Genomic DNA, 24827 nt, shown 5'->3' on the forward strand with positions numbered 1-24827 from the left:
CGCGATGTGGATTCGCCATGCGCGGAGAGCCTGCTGCGCAAGGTCGTGGACCGTGAGTACAGCGCGGACGCCGAGCGTGTAGCTCTACCCGCGCCGTCCGGCCACCGTGGATCGCCGAGCAGGAACAGCAGTTCAGCAGCGCCGATCAGTCTCAGCGGAACGCGGCGGCATTGCGGGCAGCCCAGTCGGCGAAGGAGCGCGGGGCGCGGTCGAGGACCTGCTGGACGTCCGGGCTGACGCGCAGTTCGGCCGGTGTCGGGGAACCGAGGATGTCCAGAGTGTCGTCGGCGAGCTCTGCCGGCATGCTTTGCGTCATGGCGGTCTTGGCTTCGTCCCGGGTGAGCTCGTGGAACGTCACCGGTGAGCCCAGCGCGGCGGCGATGGCCCGTGCCTGCTGGCGGGGGGTGATGACCTCCGGGCCGGTCAGCTCGTACACCCTGCCGTTGTGCCGGTCATCCAGCAGGCAGGCCGCCGCGACTGCGGCGATGTCCGCCGGGTCGATGATCGGCACACCGACGTCGCCGAAGGGCGCGGCGACGGTCTGCCTCGCGCGGACGGACTCGGCCCACCACAGAGCGTTGGAGGCGAAGCCGCCGGGCCGCAGGATGGCCCACTCCATGCCGGACCCGCGCAGTGTGTCCTCCAGGGTGCGCATCGCGATCCGCGTCGGGCCGAAGGGCCTGGTCGCCACGCCCAGCGTGGAGAGCAGGACGACCCGGCGGACCCCGCCGGCCGCAGCTTCGCTGACGATGTCGGCAGCGTCGGCTCCGGCGGAGTGCAGATCGCCGGACAGCAGCAGGAACAACGACTCCGCCCCGGCCAGCGCAGGCCTGAGGCCGGCCGGCTCGGCCAGGTCGGCCACCACGTGCCGGACCCCGTCCGGCACCGGCGCCGGATGCCTCGAGACAGCTGTCACCTTCTGGCCCGCCTCCGCCAGCGCCTGCGTCAACGGCCGGCCGATGTTTCCGGTAGCCCCGGTCACCACGATCATGATCATCTCCTGGTCGAAAGTCCTCTTTGGCCTTGACGCTAGGAGCCGGGCTAACCTTTGGTAAGGACATACCTCTGGGTAAGCTCATTCCATGACGGAAAGCGCGCAGCTCAACCATGCCGGGCCGGTGCAACGTTATGACGTGTTTCACACGGACTGCCCAGCGCGCAATGTGGTCGACCACGTGACCAGCAGGTGGGGCATCTGGGTGCTGATCTCCTTGCGCAGCAACGACCTCCGGTTCTACGAGCTGCGCGAGAGCATCCACGGCATCAGCGAGAAGATGCTCGCCCAGACCCTGCGCACGCTGGTCCAGGACGGCCTGGTCTGGCGGGAGGTCGAGCCGGCAACGCCGCCCCAGGTCACTTACGGGCTGACCGAGTTCGGCCGGGACCTCGGTGAGCCTCTGACCGAGCTGTTCGACCGGATCACACGGCGGCTGCCACCGCGCGCCGCGGAATAGTCGCCCCTGAGGCCCATCGAGACGGCGCACGTCGTCCAATCTGCAGTCCTGCGCCTGGTTGTGATGGTCGGCGGCCATCGGACAATTCGGGGAGGCCCGCGTCATGACGGCAAGCCGGGCGCGCGGGCGGCCGCATGCCCTTTGGTGTGGAGTGCCTTGGTTCGGCTGCCGAGTTGGGGATGTTCAAGCCCGTCGGTCAGCGGCCCGTGCTACCGCTTGATGTCCCCGCCTGGGTCGGCGGCTGGCGGGTGCGGGGCCGGCACGCCTGCCGCAAGCCGGGCGTCCGGACGCGCCGTGTGGGTGCGGACCGCGGGCTCCCGCCTGGACGGCCCCGCCGGAGCCCGATCGTCGCCGGGGTCAGGAACAGGCCTCTTCGGTCTGCCCCGTGCCGAACGTGACTTGAGTGGTGGCGCCGTGGGTGCCGGGCGCCGGGCCCTGCCGAAACCACTCCGCCGCCGCTGCCCGCGGGTACGGGCGCGGCAGATTCCAGCCGGTGGGCACCGGTGACCACCGCGCACAGCGGCGGAAGATCGACTTACTCGCTCCGGGCTGTTCCAGGAAACTGAGGAAGGGCGATCCCCTCAAGCGGGATGGTGGAACCGCCGGATGCCGTTGCCATCCGCCACGTCGCCGAGCGGCTGATGAAGGCTCACCCTCAGATGGACACGGGGCTGGTGCAGAGCTCAGTACAGACGGCCTACGAAGAGCTCAGGTACGCGCGCGTGCGTACCTACCTGCCGGTCCTGACGGAACGCAGGGCCAAAGACCTGCTGCCTCCCGACGAGCAGACGGAACGCCACAACTGACCCCGACCTGGGCGGCTGCCCCCTACGACACCAGCACCTTGCTCTCACCCCGGTGGCCGACGAACCGTCCCTGTGCACATCGGCCGCCCCCTCCCGCGCCTCTCCCTCACCAGGACGACGAGAGAGCGCAGCAGCCGGACCGGCCTGCCCGGCCGAACCACACAACTCCCCCGCGCCGGGAGGCGGGAGCACTGCCAGCTGCCGCTCGGCTCGGCGCCCGCCTCATGTTGGCTGAGGCATCCGGTCGGGGAGCAAGCTCGCCGGCTCGGCACGGGTAAACCCGGAGGGCGGTACGCCATCGGACAGCGGGCCGCGACGTCCTGTTCGGCACCGTGCGGTGCCCGAGAGGTCCACGCCCGCCGGGGAGGGACGGAAGGGGCTCCGACCAACCGGCCACCCCCTGATCACACCGCCTTCTCCCCGGTCCCGCCGACAGCCCGGCCGGATCCCGACTGCGACCCGCCCCGCCCGCGCACCCGCCCACGCCCCCGCGGCCCGACAACGCACATGGCCTCGGACACCGGACGAGTAGGTACGTATTCGTTGGTCAAAGGTTCTGGCCGACTGGGAAGGAAGAACGCCGTCGCCGGCAGCAATGGACAAGTACCGGGAACCAAGGGCTGTCGACAGTCAGCCGGCCAGAGGGTTTCCGCAGGTCGGCAGTGTCGGCAACCGTGTCGGGAATCAACGTCGGCAATCGGCAGGCACCGACAGTCCTACTCGCGGGTTACTTGCTTCCCGGTGTCCGCGGTGGGAGTCCGCGCAGCAACGTGGGCGGGCCGGGCGCTGAATTGCAGGGCCGACAGGGCGCGCGTCACCCTGATAGTCGAGGGCAGGTGCTGACGTGCATACCAGCGACGAGATCTACCACCGGGTGCTCTGGGACCCGCGCTTCGACCCCGAGCGGTTCGTGATGGGGATCGCCGAGCGCGGGGCCCCGCCGAAGCGGGTCCTGCTCGGCGACTTCGTGCCGGGCGGGGAGATCCCCTGGCACCGGGTGGTGTTCTTCGAGGCGGACGGCCAGCTCGTCTGGGACCGCGCCTCCGGCGTCGACCGGCTCGACGAGACCCTCGTCGAGCCGGTCATTCCCGTGCCGGCCCCGGCCCCGGCCCCCGGCGATGTCCTCGCCGTCCCGTCGACGAACCGCACCGCCGTCGCCTGGCTGCCGCCGGCGCAGTTGTGGCCGCCGATCCAGCACATTCGCCGCGAACACGACCGGCAGATCCGCCGCTGGCCGCCGCACGTCAACGTGCTTTTCGGTTTCGTCCCCGAGGCCGAGTTCGCCCGGGCCCTGCCGCTGGTCGCCGCTGCGCTCGCGGAGACGCCGCCGTTCACCGCCCGCCTGGCGGGCGTCCACTGGTTCGTACACCTCGAGGACGCCACCGTCTGGCTCAACCCGGCCGCTGCCGGCCACGAGCCCTGGGAGCGGCTGTGGGAGTCCCTGGAGCTCCGCTTCCCGCTCTGCGGATCGCACCCGCACGGCTTCACCCCGCACCTGTCCCTTGGCCGTACCCCGAACCCGCGCTCCCTCGCCCACAAGGTGGAGGCCCTCCTCGGCCCCATGACGGCCCGGGTCGACGAGCTGGTCCTGCTGTCCCGGCGCGGCGACGAGCCGATGCGGGTCCGGGCCCGCGTTCTGCTCGGCAGCGGCGAGGTAGGTCACCCGGAGAATCCGGCCCTTCCGAACGGCCCTCCGCCGTCACCGCCCGCCTGATCAGACGCTCACCGGTCTCCACGATCGCCGCCCCAGCGGGGAGTCCTCGCACGGGTACGCGGTGAACCGCTGTGGTCGATGCCGGTGCGCGGCGGCGGTCAACCGGCGTAGCGTGGTGGGGTATGAGCGAGGTTGTGGAAGCCAGGGGTCCGAAGGTTCCGCCGAGTTTTCCTCCGAAGTCGCCGCCGCCTCAGAAAAAGCCGGTGGAGCCGCCGCGGCCGCAGCCGACGGTGAAGCCGAAGTCGCTCACCGGGGTACCGCCCCGGCTGGTCGTCACCAGTCGGCGGGCGAGGGTGCTGGCGTTCCGTGCGGACCAGTGGGCGGCGAAGAAGGCCGCGGGGCAAGCCGCGCTCGCCGTCGCCGAGTGGGACTACCCGCTGCTGGACGAGCACGACTTCCTCAAGACGGTCCACAGCCTGGTCCACACGGCCGTGGCAGCCGGCGGGAAACGCGTCAGCGTCCACCTCGCCGACCAGGACGCCAAGATCCTCGTCATGGTCCTCAACCACCAGACCGGCGAACACCACGATGCGGGACCCGCTCCGACGGAGGTGGCGGTACTGCGTACGGTCGACGCCTGCGGCACCCACACCGACCACGACGGCCACGCCTGGTGGGCACTCCTAGACGCCGCACCCCGGCCGAAGAAGGGCCTGTCCTAAAGGTTGTTGCAGAAGGTTGGGTGCGGGCAGGTCTGCGTGTGAGTGGACCTGCTTGTTCACCGTGTCATGGCGAGGTTGTGCATGGTGGCGACGGCCTGGACAGCGTGGTGGAGGCCGTCGCCTTTCTGGCGGCAGTCGCGGAGGATCTTCCAGTTCTTCATACGGGCGAAGGAGTGCTCGACGCGGGCACGGACCCTTCGATGTTCGGCGTTGTCCTCCTGCTGACCACGCAGGAGGGGGCGTCCAGCACGTTTGCGGTGCGGGACGATCAGGCCGGTGCCCAGGTAGGCGCCGTCGGCGATGACCGTCGTCCCCGCGGCCGTGGCCGGCAGGCCGGACTCGCGCCAGACGTGGGCATCGGCCTTGTTGCCGGGCGCGGGCCGGGCCGAGGCGACGACCAGCCGGGTGTCGGCGTCGATGACGACCTGCACGTTCGCCGAGAACCGGCAGTTCCTCGAGGAAGCGCCCACACTGCGGTCACGGACCGGGATCAGGGTGCCGTCCACGATCCACAACCGGGCCGCGTCGGCGACGGGCCGCGGCGCCGGCTCCAGTGCCAGCAACGGCCCGAGCCGCTGGATGACCCGGCAGACGGTGGCCGGGGAGACACCGAAGAGCGGGGCGAGCTGCCGCATCGTGAGGTTGGTGCGGTAGTAGACGGCCACCAGCAGCACCCGGTCCGCCAGCGGCAGACACCACGGCCGGCCACCACCGGGCCCTTCCCCAACCCGCTCCCCCACCACCCTCACCAGCTTCGCGAACCGGTCCATCCGCAACCCGGTGAACGTCTCCACCCACACCGGCTCAGCCCACAACACCCCACCCATACAGGAGGAATGCCCAGAACCGAGGCTTCCGCAACAACCTTTAGCGCCTGTTGTGAAAGTGGCTGGAGATGCGGGGTGGCGTTCAGAGACTGCGGATGGCCCCGGCCAGGTCGGATCCGTAGGAAGCCCAGCAGATCACTGAGCCGTCAGCGTCAAGCTGACCCATGAACCACTCACCGTCGTCCCTCACGAGGCACAGTTCGTGGAACGCAAGAATCACATCGGGCTGGAGCAGCTCGTAGTCGTCCTGCCCGGCGGTCTCGACGACTACGAGCCGATCGAAGGAGAGCGGGGCGGCGCTTGGGTCTCCGGAAAGAGCGCGCAAATGTTCGATCGTCCATCCGGCGGGGAGTCCTGAGTTCACCGGCACATGGTCTCAACCGGGTGCCCGTCACAGCCACTCGTTGGTGACTGCGCCATGCCGGCTAGCCGCCACCGCCCCCGCCACATCCGCTGCTGCCGCCGCAGCTGTAGCCCCCGGCGCCACTGATGCCGATGCCGGATGGCCCGCCCCGGCCGCGGTTCCGGGGGCCGGGGCGGCGCCGGGGCGCGGGGCGGGTGGTGCGTTTGACGTGGAGTTCGAGCAGGACGGCCGGCCCCAGGGCCTGCTCCAAAGCCGCGAGGAGCTGTCGGGCGTCGGTGTCCGGCGGGAGGACGGCCCGGCAGACGTCGGAGTCGTCCCGGATCAGGCGCAGCGTCAGGACGCGGGTGGCGGGGTCGGGGTCCCCGGCGTACGGCTCCTCGATCTCCTGCTCCAGGCGCAGGCGAGCCGGCTCCTCCATCGGCCGCCACGGACCGCTCCCCAGGCCGCGCACCAGGCGCACCCCGGGGGGATCGCCGACGGCGGAGAACCTGATCCGGTACACCCGGAAGCAGGCCACGGCCAGTGCGCCCGCGAAGCCCGCCGCGGCGGCCGCGGACACCATCCAGAGGGCCACCACCCCCACCGTGGCCCAACCGGCTCCGGAGAAGAGCACGATCACCGCCACCGGCAGGACGAGGGCGAGCCCGAGAAGGCCCGCACCGAGCGCGGTCTGCGCGGCGCTCCCCAGCGAGCGCGGCACGGTGAGCCAGGAGGCGCCGCCCGCCCGCAGCACCACGTCCGTCGTCCCCGACTCGCCCCGCTCCACGCCGCCGGGCGCCCCCGGGCTGTGTGCCGTCATTGCTCCACGGTAGATGTGACGCCAGGTCACTGACCAGATGTCGTACGCGAGACGGCGTTGAGGCACATCGGTACACCCGTTGGCGCAGAGAATGACCACGGGTGGGTGTGTTGTCCCGGGCCGTCTCCGACGCGGCGCTACAGCCGATCGGGAGCAGGCAACGCCCGTGGCCTCGGCTCTCTCACCCCCCGGCCGCCGTCCCGTGCGCTGCGCCCGGGGCGGGACCGTCCTTTGGAGGGTGCGGGCAGCAGTGATGCCGTGTCAGCCCAGGGCGCGGTCGAGGTTGAAGGCGGCGCTGATCAGCGAGAGATGGGTGAAGGCCTGGGGGAAGTTGCCCAGCTGTTCTCCGGTCGGGCCGATCTCCTCTGCGAACAGACCGAGGTGGTTGGCGTAGGTGAGCATCTTCTCGAAGGCGAGCCGGGCCTCCTCCAGCCGGCCTGCGCGGGCCAGCGCCTCCACGTACCAGAAGGAGCAGATCGAGAAGGTTCCCTCCGGGCCGTGCAGGCCGTCCGGACTGGCGGCCGGGTCGTAGCGGTATACCAGCGAGTCGGAGACCAGATCCACGCCGAGCGCGTCCAGGGTGGAGAGCCATTTGGGGTCGGTGGGCGAGATGAACTTGGCCATCGGCATCATCAGCAGCGAGGCGTCCAGCACGTGGTCGTCCAGCCCCTGGACGAACGCCCGTCGCTCGGCCGACCAGCCGCGCCGCATGATCTGCCGGTAGATCGCGTCCCGGGACTCCCGCCAGCGGGTCAGGTCCGCCGGCAGACCGCGGCGGTTCGCCATGCGCATCGCCCGTTCCAGCGCCACCCAGCACATCAGCCGCGAGTACACGAAGTTCCGGCGGCCCGCCCTGGTCTCCCACACCCCCTCGTCGGGCTGGTCCCAGTGCTCGCACAGCCAGTCCACCACGGCACCGACCTCGTCCCAGCGGTCGCTGCTGATCGGCTGCCCCCACTTGTCGTACAGATAGATCGAGTCGATCAGGGCGCCGTAGATGTCCAGCTGAAGCTGTCCGGTGGCGGCGTTGCCCACCCGGACCGGTGCGGAGCCGAGGTATCCCTCCAGGTGCGGAAGCTCGTACTCGGGCAGCTCGGCGCGCCCGTCGATGCCGTACATGATCTGCAACGGACCGGTCTCCCCCGTGCCCCGCAGGATGCCCCGCTCGGAGATGAACCCCATGAACGCCTCGGCCTCCGAGGTGAACCCCAGGCGCAGCATCGCGTAGACGCAGAAGGCGGCGTCGCGGACCCAGACGTAGCGGTAGTCCCAGTTGCGCTCGCCGCCGATCTGCTCGGGCAGGCTGGTGGTCGGTGCTGCGACGATCGCGCCGGTCGGCGCGTAGGTGAGCAGCTTCAGCACCAGCGCGGAGCGGTTCACCATCTCCCGCCACCGCCCGTGGTAGCGCGAGCGGGCCAGCCAGTGGCGCCAGAACCGGACGGTCGCCTCGGCCTGCTCCTGAGCCTCGGCGCGCGGGCACGCCCGGGGTGGGGCATCGTCGCCGATCTGGTCGAGGGCGAACACGTTGGACCCGCCCTCACGGAGCTTGAAGTTCGACCAGACGTCCCGGCCGTCCGTTTCCAAGGGGGTGGTGGCGGTCAGCGCGAGCGTCAGTGAAGGGGAGCGGAACACTGCCGTGTGGCCTTCGAGGTGCGTGGTGTGCGCTTCGGTGCCATAGCCGAAGCGGGGGGCGATCCGCGCCCTGAACGGGAGGGTTCCGCGCACGCAGACCACTCGTCGGATCAGCCTGTGCCGCGCCGCCTCGCGCGAGTCGTCGACCACGGGCATGAAGTCCTGGATCTCCGCCACCCCGTCCGCGGCGAAGAACCGCGTGATCAGCACGTTCGTGTCGGGGAAGTAGAACTGCCTGGTGCGGGTCGCGACCTCGGCGGCCAGCTCGAACGACCCGCCCCGCTCGGCGTCGAGGATGGACCCGAAGACGCTGGGCGCGTCGAAGCGCGGGCAGCAGTACCAGTCGATGGTGCCGTTCGTGCCGACCAGGGCGGTCGTACGAAGATCGCCGATCAGGCCATGGTTGGCGATCGGGATGTAACGGCCGCTGTCCACCTGCTCGAAACCAGTCGTGTCGAACGCCATGCGGGCCTCCCTGCCACTGCGGCCGGGGCCAGGAGATGAGCCTCGCTCTTCATGCTAGACCGTTGGTGCGTTGCGGCCCGTCGCAGCCCGTTGCGGCCCGTTGCAGCTCCTGGAGCTCCGGCGCCGGCCATCGCACGCTCGGCCTGGATCACGCCGAGCAGCGCGTTGACCGTCCGTACTCGGTATGTGGCCGCACCGCCTGCCGAGCCGGTGCCACACGAACCATGGTTCATCCTCCGGATCTCCGCCGCACGGCAGGCGGCGCGGCCCGCGTCAGTGACCGGCGTCGGACGGGATCTGCGGTATGAGGCTGATCATGTCCGGTGCGACTGCCGTCCTGTCGCCTCGGTCTGCTGGAACGCACGCCGATGGCCTCCCTCGAAGCGGAGCAGCACCGTCGCCTCGTCGCCGACTCCGAGAATGTCCTGGAGTTAGATCTTCAGGTGGGGAAGTCATGAAGAATCGCCCCCACGGCGCTCGAGACGCTGACCGAACGCACCCTGCGTCTCGCCGGGCGGCTCCTCCCGGTGCGTGGCGGGCCACGGGAGGAGTGATGCCTGCTCCCGTGGCCCGGCTCCTGCCGCCCTGCGGACCGCGGCCTTCGGCACCGGTCCGGATCCGTGACCGCCGGCGCCTGCCCTGTGACGCGCCGGCGGCTGGGTGGCGGGCGGGCATGCGGTCCGCGGGGACCCTGGAGCTTCACCGTCCGGGCGTGGCACCCAGGGCGATGTCCAGCAGTGTGTGGGCTGCCTGCCGGGCATCCGTGAACACCTGCGCGTCGTTGCAGGAGGCTGCCAGTGCGTTGGCGCCTTCGTAGAGCACGGCGAGTTGCCTGCCGAGCGCGTCCGGGTCGGCTGCTCCGGCTTCTGCGGCTGCGGCCACGAGGCGATCACGGAAGGCCTGCTTGTGCCGCTGCGCAAGGCGGGCCACCTCTGGGAGTTCTCCAGCCCCCTCGATGACGGCGTTGTGGAAAGGGCATCCGCGGATCAGTGTCGGCGGATCCCCCTCGGCGGGGGCGAAGATCGCCAGAAGCCGCTGTGCAGGGGGCAGGTCTTCGCGCTCCAACTCCGCTTCGGCAGCGATCGACTTCTCCGACTCGAACCGGCGGAGATACTCCTCCACGAGCGCGTTCTTGGTCGGGAAGTGCACGTAGAAGGTCCGGGGCGAGACGTGCGCGGCCTCGATCAGCGCCGCCACGCCGGTGGCATGTATGCCACGGGTGTAGAAGAGCTCCTGTGCTGCCCGCAGTATGCGCTCACGCGCACCACGTCCGCCGCGGGCCGTCCCGTTCGTCGATGCCGTTGCCGCCACGCCCGCAAGTATAGCGAACGCTTTACTTGCGTCAGGAGGAGGCGTAGCGTCGATATCAGGTAAAGCGATCGCTATACCCTGACGGAGTCAACAGGGGAGATCCCCATGACACGGTCCTACGCACAGGCGCCGATCCGGACGGTGGCCGCCGCCAACGGCATCGAGTACGCGTACCGCGAGGTCGGCGAGGGTGGTGTGCCGCTGGTCCTGCTCATGCACTTCCGGGGCAACCTCGACAACTGGGATCCGGCGCTGGTCGACTCCCTGGCCCAGGGCCGGCGGGTCATCGCCTTCGACAACACCGGCGTCGGCCGCTCCAGCGGCACGACCCCCGGAACGATCGCGCAGATGGCGCTGGACGCCATCGCCTTCACCGACGCCCTGAAGTTGGCCCAGGTCGACCTCCTCGGCTTCTCCCTGGGCTCCTTCGTGGCCCAGGAGATCGCGCTGATCCGCCCCTCTCTTGCACGGCGCGTCGTACTCGCCTCGGCGGCACCTCAGGGCGCACCCGGTATGCACGGGTGGACGAGCTGGGTCATCGACGCCGTCGGCGCTCCGGAGATCGATCCCGCCCGGGTGCTCGACGTCTTCTACACCCGCTCCCCGGAGAGCCGGTCGGCCGGCGAGAAGGCCATGGGGCGGATGTTCACCCGGGAAGAGCTGGACGTGCCCACGACGTGGCAGACACGCCAGGCACAATACGACGCGGTCACCGCCTGGGGCATTCCCAACATCTCGTTTCTCGGGCGGGTGACGGCCATCGGGGCATCGGTGTTCGTCGCCAACGGCGACAGCGACCCGATGATCCTCCCGCGCTACTCCCATCTGCTCGCCGGTCTGATCCCGCAGGCACGGCTGAAGATCTACCCCGACTCGGCCCACGGGTTCCTGTTCCAGCACCACGCCGAGTTCGCCGCCGACGTCGAAGCGTTCCTCACCGATCCGCAGTGACCGAAAGGAGGAGAAGCGATGACCGATCTGCTCGATGAAATCGTGGAGGCCCACGGCGGTCTCGTCCGCTGGGACGAACTCGCTCGAAGAACCGGAACGACCGCGGGACCCGTTCGCCTGCCGCACCCTCGGTGCGCCGTGGACGACCCTCCAACGGGCCTGCTTCGCCGGCACCGCGATGTGGCCGTACCTCATCCGGCTCTTCACCTTCACCCTCCCGGACCTCGACACCACGGACCTGGAACCCAGGCAGGAGAACGGTGCGCAGTGGCGACGGCTCCAGATGCGCTGGCCGGGCCGTCTCGCCACCCACAAACAGCGTCCAGCCCGTCCACGTCGGCAACGACGGCCTGATCCGGCGCTCGGACTACGACGTCGACATCATGGCCGGGGGCCTCGGCGCCCACTACTGCACGGGCTACACGCAGAGCGCCGGAATCACCCTCCCCACCGCGCACCGCATCCTCCCCCGCGCACCCGAGGGCCAGGCGGCGGCCGAGCGCTGGTCGTCTCCATCGACCCCAGCGACATCACCTTCGCCTGATCACCCCGAGACAACCGCCCGCGACGGCCCGACGACCGCCCGAGCCCGGCCACCCGGACCGCACCGCACCGCACCAACGCATCAGAAGGGTCAGCACTCATGAACACGCAGTCCCTCGGCTACGCCGTACACATCTGCGACCCGCTCCCCATCAGCGTCACCGAACCCCTGCCCAACGGCGAAGGCCGCACCTTCCAGCCGATCTCGACCACCCTCGTCCACGGCGAGCGGGACGCCGTCCTCGTCGACCCCCCGTTCACCTCGGGCCAGATCGAGGAGGTCGCCGCATGGGTGGCCGCCGGCGGGAAGAACCTCATCGCGATCGTCGCCACCCACGGCCACGGCGACCACTGGTTCGGCGCCAACGAGTTCGCCGAGCGGTTCGATGCTCCCGTCGTGGCCACCGCCGGCACCATCGCCGTCATGCACGGCAACGTGGAAGCCCGGCCCTTCGCCTGGGACAAGCTCTGGCCCGGGCAGATCCCCGACGCCCCGGTCACCGCCGTCACCGTCCCCGACAACACCCTCGCCCTCGAAGGACACGACCTTCACCTCGTCGAGGTCGGCCACACCGACACCGAGCACACCAGCGTCCTGCACGTGCCCGACCTGGGCCTGGTGGCCGCCGGCGACGTGCTCTACAACGGCGCCCACATGTACATCGGCGAGTCGGCGGGAGGCGGCCTGGACGCCTGGCGCGACGCCATCGACACCGTCGAGGCCCTCGCACCCCGGTACATCGTCGCCGGCCACAAGAACAAGGACCTCGACGACGACGCCACCCGTGTCATCGCCGAGACCCGCCGGTATCTCGACGACGCCGAGGCGGCGCTGCAGGAGTGCTCCTCCGCGACCGAGTTCTTCCACAGGATGGTCGACCGCCACCCCGGCCTCCCCTACGGCAGGACCCTCCTGTGGGTCGGCGCGAAGACGCTCTACGCCCTGCGCGAGCCGGGGGCCGACCCCGTCGGCGCCGCCGTGGGCGGCTGGTTCTAGGAGCGGTCACGTGCACCCCGCGACGACACATCTGATCGTCCTGCCCGGCGGGGGCTATGCCTCGCACGCCCCGCACGAGGCGGAACCGATCGTCGCGTGGCTCTCCGCACCGGGCCTGTCGGCGAGCGTCTTCCGCTACCCGCTCCAGGTGCGGTACCCAGAACCCCTCCTGGCGTTGCGGGCCGAGATCCGCCGCAGGCGCGAACAGGGGGCTGAGCGCATCGGCGTGATCGGCTTCTCGGCCGGCGGGCATCTCGCGGGCCTGGCCGCACTCGCTCCCGGCGACGATCCGCGCGAGTCCGTCCAGTTCGCCGTCCTCGGCTACGCGATCACATCGATGGAGACCGAGACGTACCGGCCCGCGCGGCTGATCCTGCTCGGGGAGGACGCCTCACCGGACCTGCGCCGCCGGACAAGCCTCGACGCGCTGGTGACCGAGGCTTCTCCGCCCTTCTTCCTCTGGCACACCGCCGAGGACATGTACGTCCCGCCGGAACACACCTACCGGCTCGCCTCGGCACTGGCCGCGCACGAGGTACCGCACACCGTGCACGTCTTCGCCCACGGCCCGCACAGTCTCGGCCTCGCCGAGGGGGCCGGCGACGCCGCGACCTGGACGAAGCTCGCGGAATCCTGGATCGCCGAACAGGTCCGCACGACGCACCCGGACACGTCCTGACCGGATCCACGCACCACTGGCTCTGTTCACGAGACCTCGTGGACAGAGCCGTCCCTGGGACCGGCGCGCTGCCGCGGTGTCCCGGGCACGGCGTGCGGAGCGCGTCGAGCAGGCCCGGCCGACCGCGATTCGTACGGGCCGGGCTGCCCCAGGCGGACAGCTACTGGTTCATCCGATCGGCTGCTCGCGCCGCTCGGATCGGCCGGGATCGAGTAGTTGGGGTTGGCTTGGGAGACGCGTAGAGCGGCGGAAGATCGACTTCCGGGCCTGGGGCCGCTCGGCAAGACTGGGGGAAGCGATCCCCGATGGAAGGCCGAGGTGCGTGGTGCCGCAATCCGAGGATGCACTCGTCATCGGCCACGTCGCCGAGCGGCTGATGAAAGCGCACCCTCAGCTGGACCCCGAGCAGGTGCAGGCATCCGTGGAGACAGCCTACGAGGAGCTCCGCTACGCACGCGTCCGTACCTATCTGCCCGTGCTGATGGAGCGCCGGGCCAAGGACCTGCTGCACTCCGACGAGCAGCCGGGATCCCCCTGAGCGCAGGTGGTTCCGGCGCCGGGCGGGGGAATTCGAGGCAGGTCGGTACTTCTCTCTCCAGGAGTCGTGCCTGCTGTCGGGTCGGCGCGTCCGCCGGACGGGCCGGGATCGGGTCGAATGCGGGCGGTGGGTCAGTCCGTGGCTTCGGCGGCCCGCTCGATCAGCTTGGCGGTGATCTTCGGGTTGCTGATCATGGCGACGTGTGAGGCGCCGGGGACTTCGACGACGGTGGCGCCGGCCCGCTGGTACTCGAAGCGTTCCAGCGCCGGCGGGATGGCTTTGTCGGCGCCTGCGACCAGGCCCCAGGAGGGGATCGAGTGCCAGGCGGCCTGCTGGGTGGTGTCCTCGAAGGACTGGGCTGAAGGGTCGCTGGGTGGCCTGCATGACGCGTGTGGTGGAGGCGGGGAGGTCGGCGGCGAAGACGGTGCGGAACGTGTCGGCCTTGAGGTAGAGGTCGGTTCCGGTGGTGCCGTCGGGGTTGGGGTAGGGCACGGGGTTGAGGGCGGCCTGGATCTCGCTGCCGGGGTACTTGTTGATGAGTTCGCCGAGTTTTTCGCCCTTGTCGGGAACGAAGGCCGCGACGTAGACAAGTGCCTTGACGTTGGGGTTTCCGGCGGCGGCGTTGGTGATGACCGCGCCGCCGTAGGAGTGGCCGACCAGCACGATCGGGCCCTTGACGGATGCGAGGACGCTGGCGAGGTAGGCGGAGTCGGTGGTCAGGCCGCGGAGCGGGTTGGCCGGTGCGAGGACCGGATATCCCTTGTCCTGGAGGCGTTCCACCACGCCGTTCCAGTTGGAGGCGTCGGCGAAGCCGCCGTGGACCAGGACCACGGTGGGCCTGGGCGTCGGACGCTTGTGGTCGCTGTCGTGTTCGGTGGCGGTCGCGGCGGGTGTGACGGTGGCTGCGGCGAACACAGCGGCCAGGGCCGCGGCCCCGCCGAGGGCGCGGCGTCTGTGCGGGGGCTTCAAGGCAGTCTCCTGTCGGGGCGGGCGGGGAGGCGGCGGTTCAGCTGCGGGCTGCCTGTCGGATCAGGTCGGCGACGGCGTCGGGCTGCGAGACGTAGACGGAGTGGCTGGCGGCGACCTCGACGGTCTGGGCGCCGATCCGCTCGGACATGGCCTGCTGGGCCGGGGGCGGGATCATGCGGTCGTCGGTGGCGATCAGGTACCAGGCCCGCTTGCTCCGCCAGGCCGGCTGGGACACCGTGCCGCCCAGGGCGTCGACGCCCCAGGGGACCTGGGAGGCGGCCATGAAGTCGGCCTGGGCGCGGGGCAGGTCGCCGGCGAAGGACTCGGCGAACTTCTCGCGGTCGAGGAAGAGGAAGCCGTTGTCGGGCGGCAGGATCGGCGGGACGGGGGCGCCGGGCGGCGGGTCGGCGATCAGGGTGCTGACGGACTCGCCCTTGTCAGGGGCGAATGCGGCGATGTAGACGAGTGCGTTCACCTTGGGGTGGTTGCCGGCCTCGGTGATCACGACGCCGCCGTAGGAGTGGCCGACCAGGGTGACGGGTCCCGGAAGGCGGTCGATGACCTGCTGGGTGGCGGCGACGTCGCCTTCGAGGGAGAGGGTGGGGTTCTGCACGACGGCCACGTCGTAGCCGTCGGCGGTCAGGGCGTCGTACACGCCCTGCCAGCCGGAGCCGTCCACGAAGCCTCCGTGAACGAGCACGATGTTCCCGGCCGGTGCGTCGTCGGTCATCGGTTCCTCCTGGGGTGTGCGGGTGTGGGCCCGGTCTGCTCGGGCCGTGCGGTGACCTTACGAATGCGGTCGAATTCATCGCTTCCGTCATCTGACGTAGTTCCGGCCTGCCGGTGAGTGCCCGGTCGGGTCACTGCTGGTCGAGGCGTTTGAGCGCGTCGCGAAGTCCGGCTCGGGAGGTCACTCCGACCTTGGGGAACAGCTGGTAGAGGTGGGTGGAGACGGTGCGCGGGGACAGTGCGAGCCGCTCGGCGATCCGCTTGTTGGTCAGGCCGGCGGCGGCCAGGGCTGCGATCTGCCTCTGCTGCGGGGTGAGGACCGCGCCGGCGGGGCGGGGTGCTGTTCGGGCGGGGGTGCCGCAGGCGCGCAGTTCCTGGTTCGCGCGGTCGGCCCACGGCTCCGCGCCGAGTTGCTCGAAAAGGTCCGCGGCGGTGCCCAGGTGGTGTCGGGCTTGTGCGCGGGCGCGGGCGCGGCGGAGCCGTTCGCCGTAGTGGAGGTGGATGCGGGCCAGGTCGAAGGGCCAGCGTTCGCCTCCTTCGACCGCGAGGGCGTCCTGGAAGCCGGGGTGGCGGTCGTCGTCGGCCGTGAGTGCGCCGGTGGCGTGGACCAGCATCTTCAGGCGTGGGGAGAGCGTGTCCAGCCCCGCGGTGCGGGCTGCGGTGGCGTGGTCCTGGGCCTGGGTGCGGCGGCCTGTTCTCATGGCCGCTTCTGCCAGGTCCATGACGGTCCAGATCGCGTGCGAGGCGAAGGGCGGCAGTGTTCCGGGGGGTGTGATGAGCGTTGCCTGCTGGTAGGCCTCCTCGAAGTCGCCCTGTCCCAGGGCGGACAGGGTTCTGGCGTGGGCGGCGTAGGCGCGTACGGTGTCGGCGCGCCGGGGGCCGGCCCAGTGGTTCATCTGGTCGGTCAGGGTGCGGGTGGTCCCGTGGTGGCCGCGGGCCGCGGCGGTGCATGCGAGAAGGTATTTCCCGACCCAGGCCTGCATGGGGTAGTGGTGCTGTTCGCACAGGTCAAGCCCTTCCCTGGCCGCCTGCTGCAGTTGCTCCCACTGCCCGGTCAGCCAGGCGTGGTTGCCGAGGAGGAACAGGGCGTCGATGGCGGGTGCGATGTGCTCGCCGCGGCGGCCGCCGGCCACGACGCGGTGCAACGCTTCGGTGCATCCGTCGAGCCGGTCCAGGTATGCGCCGGTGATGGCGGTGCGGACGATGCGGCGGGGGTCCGGATCGTGGGTGAGGGCTGCGATGGCTTCGTCCAGCACGGCGAGGTCCGACGGACCCGTGCGGGCGGGGTCGGCGAAGGTCCGGCGGGCCGCCGCCAGGAGGACGGGGGGCACGGGGTAGTTGGCCAGAGCGGTGTCGAACGGGGGCCACAGTTCGGGTCGGCCGCCGAAGAAGCAGACCAGGAGCAGAGTGTGGAGGGCATCGGCCAGCCCCGTGTCGGCGGGGTCGTAGGGTGCGGGCCGGGTGGTGAGGGCGCCGCACAGCAGCCTGTGCGCGGTGTCGATGTCGCCGGAGCCGTTGAGGAGGTAGGCCGCCCCGGCCACCGCCATGGCCGGCGAGTCCGCCCCAGGCGCCGTGCGCCGCGCGGTGTCGAGCAGATGCGGCACGTCCCGCAGGTCGCCGCTGAGGTGCGCGCTGGTGCAGGCCGCCTCGGCGAGGCGGCGGGCCCGCTCGGGGGCTTGGGGGGTGAGGTCGGCGGCGCGCAGCAGCGCGGCCACCGCGGCGGGCCCGTCACCGCGGCCGGCGATGACGCCGGCTGCCCGTTCCAGCAGGGCGGCGACCCGTTCGTCGGGGCCTTGGGCGGCCTGGGCCAGGTGCCAGGCCTGCCGCTCCGGAACCTCTTGCCAGGCCCGGGCCAGCGCGCGGTGGGCGCTGCGGCGCTGGTCGCTGGTCGCCAGCTCCACCACCGCGGAGCGGGTGAGCGGATGCCGGAAGTGCAGGCCGGCCGGTTCGTGGACGCGGATCAGCTGGGCGCGTTCGGCGGGAGCCAGGTGCTTGAGACCGCACCGGCCGGTGGCGGCGCGGCGCACCACGTCCAGGTCGCCGGTGGCGTCCAGGGCTGCCAGGAGCAGCAGGTAGCGGGTGGCCGGGGGCAGGCCGGTGATGCGGGAGGCGAACGCCGACTGGAGCCTTCGGCTGAGCGGTAACCGTTCGGGCAGGGCGGTTGCGGTGCGGGGTGAGGCGTCGAGTGCGATCGGGAGCTCCAGGAGCGCGAGGGGGTTGCCCTGTGCCTCGGTGATCAGGCGCCGCCGTACCCGGGGGGCGAGCGCGGGAAAGGACCGCTCCAGCAGGTCGTGGGCGTCGGCTTCGCCGAGGGGGCGCACGTCGTGGATCGGGAGCCCGCTGTGGTCGAAGAAGCTCTCGGTGCCTTCGCGGGCCGCGCACAGCATCCCGGCGGCGAAGCCCGCCATCCGCCGTGCGACGTCGCCGAGGATCGTGGCGCTGGCCGGGTCCAGCCACTGGATGTCGTCCACGACGATCAGCGTCGGCCGGTGGCCGGCGAGCCGGGCGGCCAGCGACAGGACGTCGCGGGCCACCGATCCGTGGTCGGGCGGCGGGCCGTCCCTGTGGCCCAGGGCCACGGAGAGCGCTTCTCCCAGATCGGCAGGCGGCTGTGCCGCGGCCGCCTCCGCGATCAGCCGACCGAGGCCGCTGTAGCTCAGCTGCGCCCGGTACTCCGCGCCGGCGGCCGCCACGACGTGCATGCCCCGGTGCTCGGCTCGGGCGGTGGTGGCTGCCAGGAGCGCGGTCTTGCCGACGCCCGGCTCGCCGAGCAGGAGCAGCGGGCCGCCGCCGCCCGGCGTGCGGGCGATACCTTCGAGGAAGCGGTCGATCCGGGCAAGATCCGCCGTGCGCCCGACCAGAGGGCCGTCCGCCTCGAACACCCGCGGACCGACTTGACCCGCCGCGCGGCCGTCTTCGGCGCCGCTACCGCCGGCTGACTGCTTCGATGGAGTTGGCATCGCGCATACCTACCCGTTGTCGGCGAGGACGAAGGCGGCGACCTCACGGGCGAAGCTCTCCGGCTCCTCGATACGGCCGAAGTGCCCACTGCGCTCGAGGACCGGTATCCGCGAGCCGTGCGGCAGCTTGTGCCGTTCCTCCGCCCACCGCGCCCCGCACCCCACGTCGTGGCGGCCGGGCGTGAGTGATGGCGGGTCGGGAAATCCCGGTGAGAACGATCTTGCTGGGGGTTCGCCTGCCTCGTAGGAGCTTCGAGCTGACGGGGGGACTGCGCCGGCGCGCGGTTCGCGCAGGTCGGGGGGTCTTCCGGCACCCGTCGGCTGTGGGCGCGTCGATCTGCCGTTCGAGCTTCTGCCCGCCGGTCGAGACCCGACCGGTTCGAGGTAGGTCATGGCCCGGTTTTTTGACGCCTGCCCTCACGTGCGAGGGCTCCGACGTGCGGGCCGTGTCGGTGGTGCGCTGTCGTGGACGTTGCCGATCTTGGCTACCGGGCCCGAACGTTGACCGGCTGCATTCTTCCGCTGCTGGTGGTGCGGCTTCTCGAACTCGGTCATGAGCGGAAGGTGGAGTCCCAGGCCGGCCGCGGGCAGTGGTTCTGCGCGCTGGAGTGGGCACGGCTGCTCGGGCATCGGGGCAAGCCCGAGCAGGCGTTGGAGGTGCTCGCTCCGTACATCGCCACGAACTGGTGGCCGACGATCCGAGCCCGGGCGGGGCTGCTGGAGGACTGGGGCCGGGTGGAGGAGGCGATCGCGCCGTCCCGCCCGTACGCGGAGGCCGGTGACCGGCTGGCGCTGGTCTGCTTCGCGCGCCTGCTGGCCCCCCACGACCGCAGCGGTGAGGCGTTCATACTGCCGCGCGCCGGGATCCAGGACCGGTTCCTCGCCGAGTGCCTGGTCGACGTCGCCGAAGCGGCGCCCCTGTTGGAGGCCCGGGTAGAGGCGGCGGTCCCCGCTCGCAACGACCCCGACTGCAACAGCCTCCGGATGAAACCGTCCAACGCAGTGGGCCTGCCCGCCACGATCAGGGAACGCCTGGGGCGGATCGAGGAGGCCATCGCCCTGCTGCACACCCGCGAGGCCACCTCCGTCAACGGCCGTGACCAGCTGACCGACCTGCTGGCCAGGCACGATCGGATCACGGAACTGCGTGTGTACGCGGCGTCCGAGCATCACGGGCACGCCCTGCAGCGCCTTGCCGAAGTACCGGAGGAACGCGGCGACATGGAAGGCGCGATCGCCGCCCTACCGCGCGGTGCTACGCCGGACGGAATGTGGCATGTGGCCGTACCGCTGTCCGAGCTGCTGGTCCGGCACGGATGGGGTGACGAGGCGATCGAGCAGACGCGGGCGCACCCCGAGGGCGACACCTGGTACGCGGCCCGGGCCCTGTCCGACGTGCTCGCCGAAGCCGGCCGCACCGAGGAAGCCGCCGCAGTCCTCGAACAGCACCCGACATTCAACAGATCTCTCCGTGCCGAGCTCCTCATCGACCTCGGCCACATGGGACGGCGCCTATTCCACCGAACCACCGTTCTGACAGCCCGGGCTCGTACGCACCACGTCTCCACCGTACGCCGCGGGCCGGTTCATTCACTGCCCTCGCCGTCTTCGACGGCGTGCTGCCCGAGATCAAGCCGTCCCCGCCGTTCACCACCAGCTCAGGGATCACCCGGACGGCCGAGTTCGGCGGCCTGGCATGCGCCGGTCTGGGCATCGGCCTCGTCGTGGCCGCCCGCTCCTCTTCCGCCCGCACCCACCCGGTCTGTGCCAGCGCCATGGCAACGGGGAGGCCCATGGGCCGGGTGCCGGAATGCCAGATTCCCTCTGGGGATCGACGAGCGGCCGCGACGGTTCCCGGTCGAAGCGCGCAAGAGAGCGCCCGTCCGGCCGAATGGGGCTTCGCACGCCCGGCACCGACCGCGATCACCCGAGCAAGACTCCCGTTCGATCGACAAGCCCCACGATCGGTACGACAACGGCTTCTGAGCTTGTCTTTTATGGTTTGTGAGCTTTGAGCTTATTACGTTCAGTGATGCTTTCAGGGCGTCTGGTTGATTTGCCCACGTCGTAACGGGTGGCGGGCCATCGGTTCTTCGAGCCAAGTGGGCGCCCTGGTCCGGGAGTTGAAGGTTTGGGCGCACGGGCCGGACTGTGCAGGTGAGGGCGGGGGTTCCTGAACCCGCGGCGGACGCGGGCCGGGGTGAGCCGGGCGGGCTCGGCCGGTTTCTCCCAGGGGCGGCGGAGATCGGCCGCGGCCTCGCGGGTGAGCCGGAGCTGGGTGTGGGCGGCGATCACGAGCCACGTCCACCGGTCCGCGGCCTCGGGTGCACGGAGCCTGGGGCGGGTCCAGCCGAGTGTCTGCTTTACGAAACGGAAAGTATGTTCCAGGCCGAAGCGCCGCAGGAACGCTTGCCGGCGCAGGTCGACGTCGGTGCTGGCCATGCCGGTCTTGGAGGACCACACCCAGAGGGGCAGCGGGTCCTGGCCGCCGGGCAGGTGGTCGACCTCGAGGCGGATGAGGCTGCCCTCGATGACGGGGAGTTCACCGGTGTGGTCGATCCACGCGCTGCGGGTGGTGAGCCGGGGGTGGATACGGTCCCAGGCCATCGCCTTCGCGGTGCCGTAGCGGTCGGTGACCTGCACCGTCTCGGCATCCGGCTCGCCCCAGGTGTCGGGCTTGGCGAAGCGGAACTCCTTGCCGCGCTTCGGCGGCCGCCCGCCCTGGGGAAAGGACAGGGCGTACTCCTTGAGCGAGGGCGCCGGACGGCGCATCACCCGGTCCGAACGCGTCCGCCCGAGCACCTCGATGGGGAGGCCGGTAGGGAGGTAGGCCATGCGCGGAGCGTCGTAGCCGGCGTCGAAGACGACCAGGATGTCCGGGTCGCCGTCTTCCCACTGCCCCTGGGCGATCAGGTCGGTGACGACGCGGCGGACCTGGGCCGCGGTGACCTCGGCGACGTCATCGTCGGGGCCGAGCCGGACGGCGTCGAGCAGCTGGCACCACGACGTGCGCCCGGTCTCCAGGGCGGCGACGAAGGAGTAGGGCCAGCCGGGGATGAACTGGTCACTGGAGCGTCCCGAGCGTCCGTAGACATGGCAGAACAGCCGGTCCGGGCTGGTCGGCGCGTCCGGACGCAGCCACGCGGAGACATCGACGGCCAGGACCAGACGGTTGTCGGCGGCCTTGGGCTGCGGCAGCATCGCCAGGGCCTTGCGCAGCCGGACCGCGTCGACACGGCCCTGGTTGAGCGCGTCGTACAACGCTCCGTGCCCCCGCCGGTGCTCGGCCAGCAGCGTCAGGTCCACCGGCGAGGTCACCGGGCCGTCCTCGCAGAGCATCGCGTCCGTGAGCTCGAACAGCGTGTCACCACGGCGGGTCAGACATGCGTAGAGGTCCTCCCGAAAGTGGGACGTGAAGTCGAACGCCTCGTGCCGGGCATCGTGGTGCAGCACACTCGCTCCTGCGGCCTTCGTACGAGTGCGGTTCTGTGACGGAACGCATGCTCGTGCGGGGGCCGTCCGCCTGTCCGGCAAATGCCCAGGTGAGTGACCCAGTTCGAGACGCCATTCGAGGGCGTGGCACGATATTCCGCATGACGACAAACCGAAAGGTCCATGCCGCGTAACCGGCCAGGACACATCCGGGCCGGCCTTCCGCGCCGGCACCGAGAACAGAACGCCAAGCCCGTCATCGACGGACTGTCCCCACGAGTGCTGTCCGAGATCGCTCGCCTTGAGCGCACTCGGAACTACCTGGAGCCGGGAGAGACTGGCTGGGCCGTGCGCTTGTGGAAGGACCATGTTCGCCGGTCCGCACGCGAGTTGTGGCACCACTATGAGCACGGCGACGTGCACGACTACTGCTGCGGCAACCCCTTGCAGGCCCGCGCCGTCCTCGACACCGTGCTTCGGGCCATGTCCCCTCGCGGCGCCCGTGAACTCCGCAAAGTCATTGCCCACCTCGACAACCAGCTCACTCGCAGCACACACCCGCCGCAAGTGACCGGTGGCGGACCATAAAAACAAGCTGAGAGCGGCGAGCACATCGACGACGACCCGTCCGAAGACGCGTTGTCCCTGCTGATCGACGACCTCGACGGCGCGGACCGCGGCGCTCAGGAGCGCGGCAGCGTATGCCCGAAGGCCCGGACCGGTTGCAGACCTTCACCGGGTACCTGGAGCGCAGTGGTGCCACCCGAACGGCACCGCAGGACCTCACACGGACGCCGGGATCCGCTGCGCCTCTCACCCTGCCGCGCCGGCCTGGGCTCGGCTCTTGCCGCCCGCGCCGGAGTGTCCCACCGTCCCGTTGCGGCCCGGCCGATGTCACCGGGGCGTGTTCGCCCGTCAGCCGTCGAAGCGGTGACGGGATGCCTCGATGTGACCGACGTACTGGTGCGTCCAGTCGCACAGTCCGTCGATCGTCACCCGTAGCGCCTGACCCGGCTCCGTGAGGGTGTACTCGACCCGCGGCGGCACGACGGGATACACGGTCCGCTCAAGCAGCCCGTTGCGCTCCAGCATGCGCAGGTTCTGGGTGAGCATCTTGTGGCTGATGCCCTCGATCCCGTTCCGCAACTCGCTGAAGCGCAGGGTGTCCTCCCCCAGGGCCTCGATGATCAGGAGCGCCCACTTGTTGGCGATGTCCGAGAAGATCTCCCGCCCCAGAGAGTCCGCACGCCTCAGGTCCGCTTCGTCGGGCGAGCCTGAGAGCTGCTTGGTCACCATAAGGTTCCCCAGTCACCGAAAAGTGCGTTCTTCCATGTCAGCGACCACTCTCCTACGGTTCCTGAGTAACCACAAGTGACCAAGCGAGTCGTGGATTGCCTCAAGCAAGCTCACGGACGCTCATGACAACGGAGGCGCACAGCATGGCCATCACCCTGGTCAACCCCAGCGGACTGCCGGAGATCGACGCCTACCGGCAGGTGTCGATCGCTACCGGGTCGAAACTGGTCTTCGTCGCCGGGCAGGTCGCCTGGGACGCCGACGGTGTCACGGTCGGCGAAGGCGACCTCGCCGCTCAGGTCGAGCGGTGCTACCTCAACATCGCCACCGCGCTGGCCGAGGCCGGCGCCTCCTTCGACGATGTGGCGAAACTGACCGTCTACGTCGTCGACTGGACCCCCGCCAAGATGCCCCTGCTGATGGAGGGGATCACCCGCGCGTCCGCGAAACTGGGTGCCGCACCGGTCCCACCTGCCTCGCTGCTGGGCGTCGCGGCACTGGACGTACCCGAGCACCTGGTGGAGGTCGAGGCCACCGCCGTCATCGACTGAACCCCGTCGCCACGGCTCCTCGGCGCCCCGGCCGGCCAGGGGACCGAGCCGACCGGGACCGACCCCAGCCAGGAGGGCCGCGTCCGCGCCCTCCCCGGCGATCAGGTACCTGAGATCGGTCAGGGCCGTCAGCGCGACAAGCGGGTCCTTCACCGCAGTGGTCGCCGTGTTCGCCTTGGGGCGGTCAGCATGGCAGAGCGATAGCCCGCCCGCCCCGGTGGGCGGCGGATGAAGTCCTCGAGCGCGGCGAGGGCCTGGCGCTGGTCGATCGTGTCTTGGCGGGCGATTCGGACGAGCGCCCCACCGGTCTGCGCACCGTCCCTCCGGGCTTCATCCGGGTCCGTGGCCGGGGGTGGCGGGCTGAAGCCGGAGCCGGGCCGTATGCCGCCGACCGGGGCGGTGACCGGCGACGTGCGACGGCTGCGGGTCCTGCCCGCGGTCGACAGCGCCACGGGGCCGGGAGCGGCCCTTGCAGGTGCGGCCCGCGGCGGGGTTCAGAAGGAGACGTCGAAGGAGTCGATGCCGGCGGACTCGACCCGGAGCTGGTCGGCGCGGGTTCCGCCGTCCTTGAAGTAGATCTCCTGCAGTCCGTCGGCGACGATCGCCGCAGTTCGCGGCCGTCGGCCCCCTGGGCGCGGGGCTCGAACAGGCGCAGGAGGAGGCACAGCGGTGCGACGCACATGGAAGAGGCGGCCCGCATCAGTGCGTCACGCGTCCGGCCGGCCACGGCGCTCCGGCCACCTGTGCGGCCACCGCACATGCTGCGAGTTCACCCCTCGGAGCTGGTGAGCTTTTCGAGCTTCCGGGCCGCCGCCTCCGCCCGTGCCCATGCCTTCGCAGCCGTACGCCCGGCCTCCCGCAGACGCGTAGCCGCGCCCGCGCCCGCCGCACGGGCCGTCACCAGTAGCTCCCTCGCAGCCTGTACGTCGTCCTCGGCCACCTCCACGGCGGCGGCCGCGCGGTTCAGCAGTTCCTGCGCGGCTGCCCGCCCCGCCTCCACACGCTCGCGTTGCGCCTGCCCCGTCCCGCCTGCCCCCATCCGGTACCTGGGTCCGGACGTGCTCCGGCGCCGATCCCCCGGACCGGGCTGCCTGCGCCCGTCGCGGCGGAGCGGCGCCGGGCAGCGGTTCCAGACCGGTGGAACCCAG

Annotated in this window: 21 protein-coding genes and 1 pseudogene; 10 read left to right on the top strand and 12 right to left on the bottom strand. The window is 70.8% G+C overall.

Annotated features, from left to right (window positions below; translation table 11 throughout):
* Positions 1-151: 151 nt before the first annotated feature.
* Positions 152-991, bottom strand: a complete 840-nt coding sequence (locus JYK04_RS01885) for an SDR family oxidoreductase (protein WP_189747748.1) — start codon at positions 989-991, stop codon at positions 152-154.
* A 91-nt stretch (positions 992-1082) separates the two neighbouring features.
* Here JYK04_RS01885 and JYK04_RS01890 point away from each other — a divergent pair, with 91 nt between their 5' ends.
* From JYK04_RS01890 to JYK04_RS01905, 4 genes are all read left to right on the top strand, one after another.
* Positions 1083-1454, top strand: coding sequence for a winged helix-turn-helix transcriptional regulator (locus JYK04_RS01890; RefSeq protein WP_189747750.1), 372 nt, complete (start codon positions 1083-1085; stop codon positions 1452-1454).
* 590 nt (positions 1455-2044) lie between these two features.
* Positions 2045-2260 carry a three-helix bundle dimerization domain-containing protein gene (locus JYK04_RS01895; protein WP_189747753.1) on the top strand — a complete coding sequence of 72 codons (216 nt, stop codon included), beginning with the start codon at positions 2045-2047 and terminating at the stop codon, positions 2258-2260.
* Between the two features lie 844 nt (positions 2261-3104).
* Positions 3105-3974, top strand: coding sequence for an RNA repair domain-containing protein (locus tag JYK04_RS01900; RefSeq protein ID WP_189747755.1), 870 nt, complete (start codon positions 3105-3107; stop codon positions 3972-3974).
* A gap of 203 nt (positions 3975-4177) precedes the next feature.
* Positions 4178-4636, top strand: coding sequence for a hypothetical protein (locus tag JYK04_RS01905; protein WP_189747757.1), 459 nt, complete (start codon positions 4178-4180; stop codon positions 4634-4636).
* 56 nt (positions 4637-4692) lie between these two features.
* Here the strand turns inward: JYK04_RS01905 and JYK04_RS01910 are convergent, their stop codons facing one another.
* From JYK04_RS01910 to JYK04_RS01930, 5 genes are all read right to left on the bottom strand, one after another.
* Positions 4693-5463 (bottom strand): transposase family protein, encoded by a 771-nt coding sequence (locus tag JYK04_RS01910; protein ID WP_202186016.1) that lies wholly within the window; start codon positions 5461-5463, stop codon positions 4693-4695.
* 82 nt (positions 5464-5545) lie between these two features.
* A complete protein-coding gene (locus JYK04_RS01915) occupies positions 5546-5827 on the bottom strand; it encodes a thioredoxin domain-containing protein (RefSeq protein ID WP_189743261.1) in 282 nt (93 codons plus the stop codon).
* Positions 5828-5888: 61 nt separating this feature from the next.
* Positions 5889-6626: a hypothetical protein gene (locus JYK04_RS01920; protein WP_189743263.1), complete on the bottom strand. Its 738-nt coding sequence runs from the start codon at positions 6624-6626 to the stop codon at positions 5889-5891.
* Positions 6627-6887: 261 nt separating this feature from the next.
* Entirely contained in the window at positions 6888-8723 is a 1836-nt protein-coding gene (locus tag JYK04_RS01925; protein ID WP_189743265.1) for a glycoside hydrolase family 15 protein, read from the bottom strand.
* Positions 8724-9422: 699 nt separating this feature from the next.
* Complete coding sequence (locus JYK04_RS01930) at positions 9423-10034, bottom strand: TetR/AcrR family transcriptional regulator (protein WP_189743267.1); 612 nt, start codon at positions 10032-10034, stop codon at positions 9423-9425.
* A gap of 105 nt (positions 10035-10139) precedes the next feature.
* Here JYK04_RS01930 and JYK04_RS01935 point away from each other — a divergent pair, with 105 nt between their 5' ends.
* The 4 genes from JYK04_RS01935 to JYK04_RS01950 all read left to right on the top strand — a co-directional run bounded on the left by JYK04_RS01935 (position 10140) and on the right by JYK04_RS01950 (position 13742).
* Positions 10140-10985 (top strand): alpha/beta fold hydrolase, encoded by an 846-nt coding sequence (locus tag JYK04_RS01935; protein WP_189743269.1) that lies wholly within the window; start codon positions 10140-10142, stop codon positions 10983-10985.
* Between the two features lie 643 nt (positions 10986-11628).
* Positions 11629-12525, top strand: a complete 897-nt coding sequence (locus JYK04_RS01940) for an MBL fold metallo-hydrolase (RefSeq protein ID WP_189743271.1) — start codon at positions 11629-11631, stop codon at positions 12523-12525.
* A 10-nt stretch (positions 12526-12535) separates the two neighbouring features.
* Entirely contained in the window at positions 12536-13204 is a 669-nt protein-coding gene (locus JYK04_RS01945; protein WP_189743273.1) for an alpha/beta hydrolase, read from the top strand.
* Positions 13205-13529: 325 nt separating this feature from the next.
* Complete coding sequence (locus tag JYK04_RS01950; protein ID WP_189743275.1) at positions 13530-13742, top strand: three-helix bundle dimerization domain-containing protein; 213 nt, start codon at positions 13530-13532, stop codon at positions 13740-13742.
* Positions 13743-13873: 131 nt separating this feature from the next.
* On the opposite strand, the pseudogene JYK04_RS01955 reads toward JYK04_RS01950, so the two are convergent.
* From JYK04_RS01955 to JYK04_RS01965, 3 genes and pseudogenes are all read right to left on the bottom strand, one after another.
* Positions 13874-14657, bottom strand: a pseudogene (locus JYK04_RS01955) (alpha/beta fold hydrolase).
* 91 nt (positions 14658-14748) lie between these two features.
* Positions 14749-15441, bottom strand: coding sequence for an alpha/beta fold hydrolase (locus tag JYK04_RS01960; RefSeq protein ID WP_189743277.1), 693 nt, complete (start codon positions 15439-15441; stop codon positions 14749-14751).
* 130 nt (positions 15442-15571) lie between these two features.
* Positions 15572-18322 (bottom strand): helix-turn-helix transcriptional regulator, encoded by a 2751-nt coding sequence (locus JYK04_RS01965; protein WP_229876379.1) that lies wholly within the window; start codon positions 18320-18322, stop codon positions 15572-15574.
* A gap of 813 nt (positions 18323-19135) precedes the next feature.
* Here JYK04_RS01965 and JYK04_RS01970 point away from each other — a divergent pair.
* Positions 19136-20386: a hypothetical protein gene (locus JYK04_RS01970; RefSeq protein WP_202186018.1), complete on the top strand. Its 1251-nt coding sequence runs from the start codon at positions 19136-19138 to the stop codon at positions 20384-20386.
* A gap of 9 nt (positions 20387-20395) precedes the next feature.
* Here the strand turns inward: JYK04_RS01970 and JYK04_RS01975 are convergent, their stop codons facing one another.
* Together JYK04_RS01975 and JYK04_RS01980 are read right to left on the bottom strand one after the other, a co-directional pair.
* Entirely contained in the window at positions 20396-21853 is a 1458-nt protein-coding gene (locus JYK04_RS01975; RefSeq protein ID WP_189743282.1) for an NF041680 family putative transposase, read from the bottom strand.
* Positions 21854-22747: 894 nt separating this feature from the next.
* On the bottom strand, positions 22748-23128 hold the full coding sequence (locus JYK04_RS01980) for a winged helix-turn-helix transcriptional regulator (protein ID WP_189743284.1): 381 nt from the start codon (positions 23126-23128) through the stop codon (positions 22748-22750).
* Positions 23129-23271: 143 nt separating this feature from the next.
* Here JYK04_RS01980 and JYK04_RS01985 point away from each other — a divergent pair, with 143 nt between their 5' ends.
* Positions 23272-23679, top strand: a complete 408-nt coding sequence (locus JYK04_RS01985) for a RidA family protein (protein ID WP_189743286.1) — start codon at positions 23272-23274, stop codon at positions 23677-23679.
* A gap of 769 nt (positions 23680-24448) precedes the next feature.
* Here JYK04_RS01985 and JYK04_RS01990 read toward each other — a convergent pair.
* The gene (locus JYK04_RS01990) at positions 24449-24718 is read right to left on the bottom strand and encodes a hypothetical protein (RefSeq protein ID WP_189743289.1); all 270 of its coding nucleotides are present in this window, start codon (positions 24716-24718) and stop codon (positions 24449-24451) included.
* Between the last annotated feature and the right edge of the window lie 109 nt (positions 24719-24827).

The sequence above is a fragment of the Streptomyces nojiriensis genome (genome assembly GCF_017639205.1).
GTDB classification, from domain to species: domain Bacteria; phylum Actinomycetota; class Actinomycetes; order Streptomycetales; family Streptomycetaceae; genus Streptomyces; species Streptomyces nojiriensis.

Coding starts and splice junctions, on each gene's coding strand:
- JYK04_RS01885 (WP_189747748.1), bottom strand. CDS start 991: ATGATCGTGGTGACCGGGGCTACCGGAAACATCGGCCGGCCGTTGACG.
- JYK04_RS01890 (WP_189747750.1), top strand. CDS start 1,083: ATGACGGAAAGCGCGCAGCTCAACCATGCCGGGCCGGTGCAACGTTAT.
- JYK04_RS01895 (WP_189747753.1), top strand. CDS start 2,045: ATGGTGGAACCGCCGGATGCCGTTGCCATCCGCCACGTCGCCGAGCGG.
- JYK04_RS01910 (WP_202186016.1), bottom strand. CDS start 5,463: ATGGGTGGGGTGTTGTGGGCTGAGCCGGTGTGGGTGGAGACGTTCACC.
- JYK04_RS01920 (WP_189743263.1), bottom strand. CDS start 6,626: ATGACGGCACACAGCCCGGGGGCGCCCGGCGGCGTGGAGCGGGGCGAG.
- JYK04_RS01925 (WP_189743265.1), bottom strand. CDS start 8,723: ATGGCGTTCGACACGACTGGTTTCGAGCAGGTGGACAGCGGCCGTTAC.
- JYK04_RS01935 (WP_189743269.1), top strand. CDS start 10,140: ATGACACGGTCCTACGCACAGGCGCCGATCCGGACGGTGGCCGCCGCC.
- JYK04_RS01940 (WP_189743271.1), top strand. CDS start 11,629: ATGAACACGCAGTCCCTCGGCTACGCCGTACACATCTGCGACCCGCTC.
- JYK04_RS01960 (WP_189743277.1), bottom strand. CDS start 15,441: ATGACCGACGACGCACCGGCCGGGAACATCGTGCTCGTTCACGGAGGC.
- JYK04_RS01980 (WP_189743284.1), bottom strand. CDS start 23,128: ATGGTGACCAAGCAGCTCTCAGGCTCGCCCGACGAAGCGGACCTGAGG.
- JYK04_RS01985 (WP_189743286.1), top strand. CDS start 23,272: ATGGCCATCACCCTGGTCAACCCCAGCGGACTGCCGGAGATCGACGCC.
- JYK04_RS01990 (WP_189743289.1), bottom strand. CDS start 24,718: ATGGGGGCAGGCGGGACGGGGCAGGCGCAACGCGAGCGTGTGGAGGCG.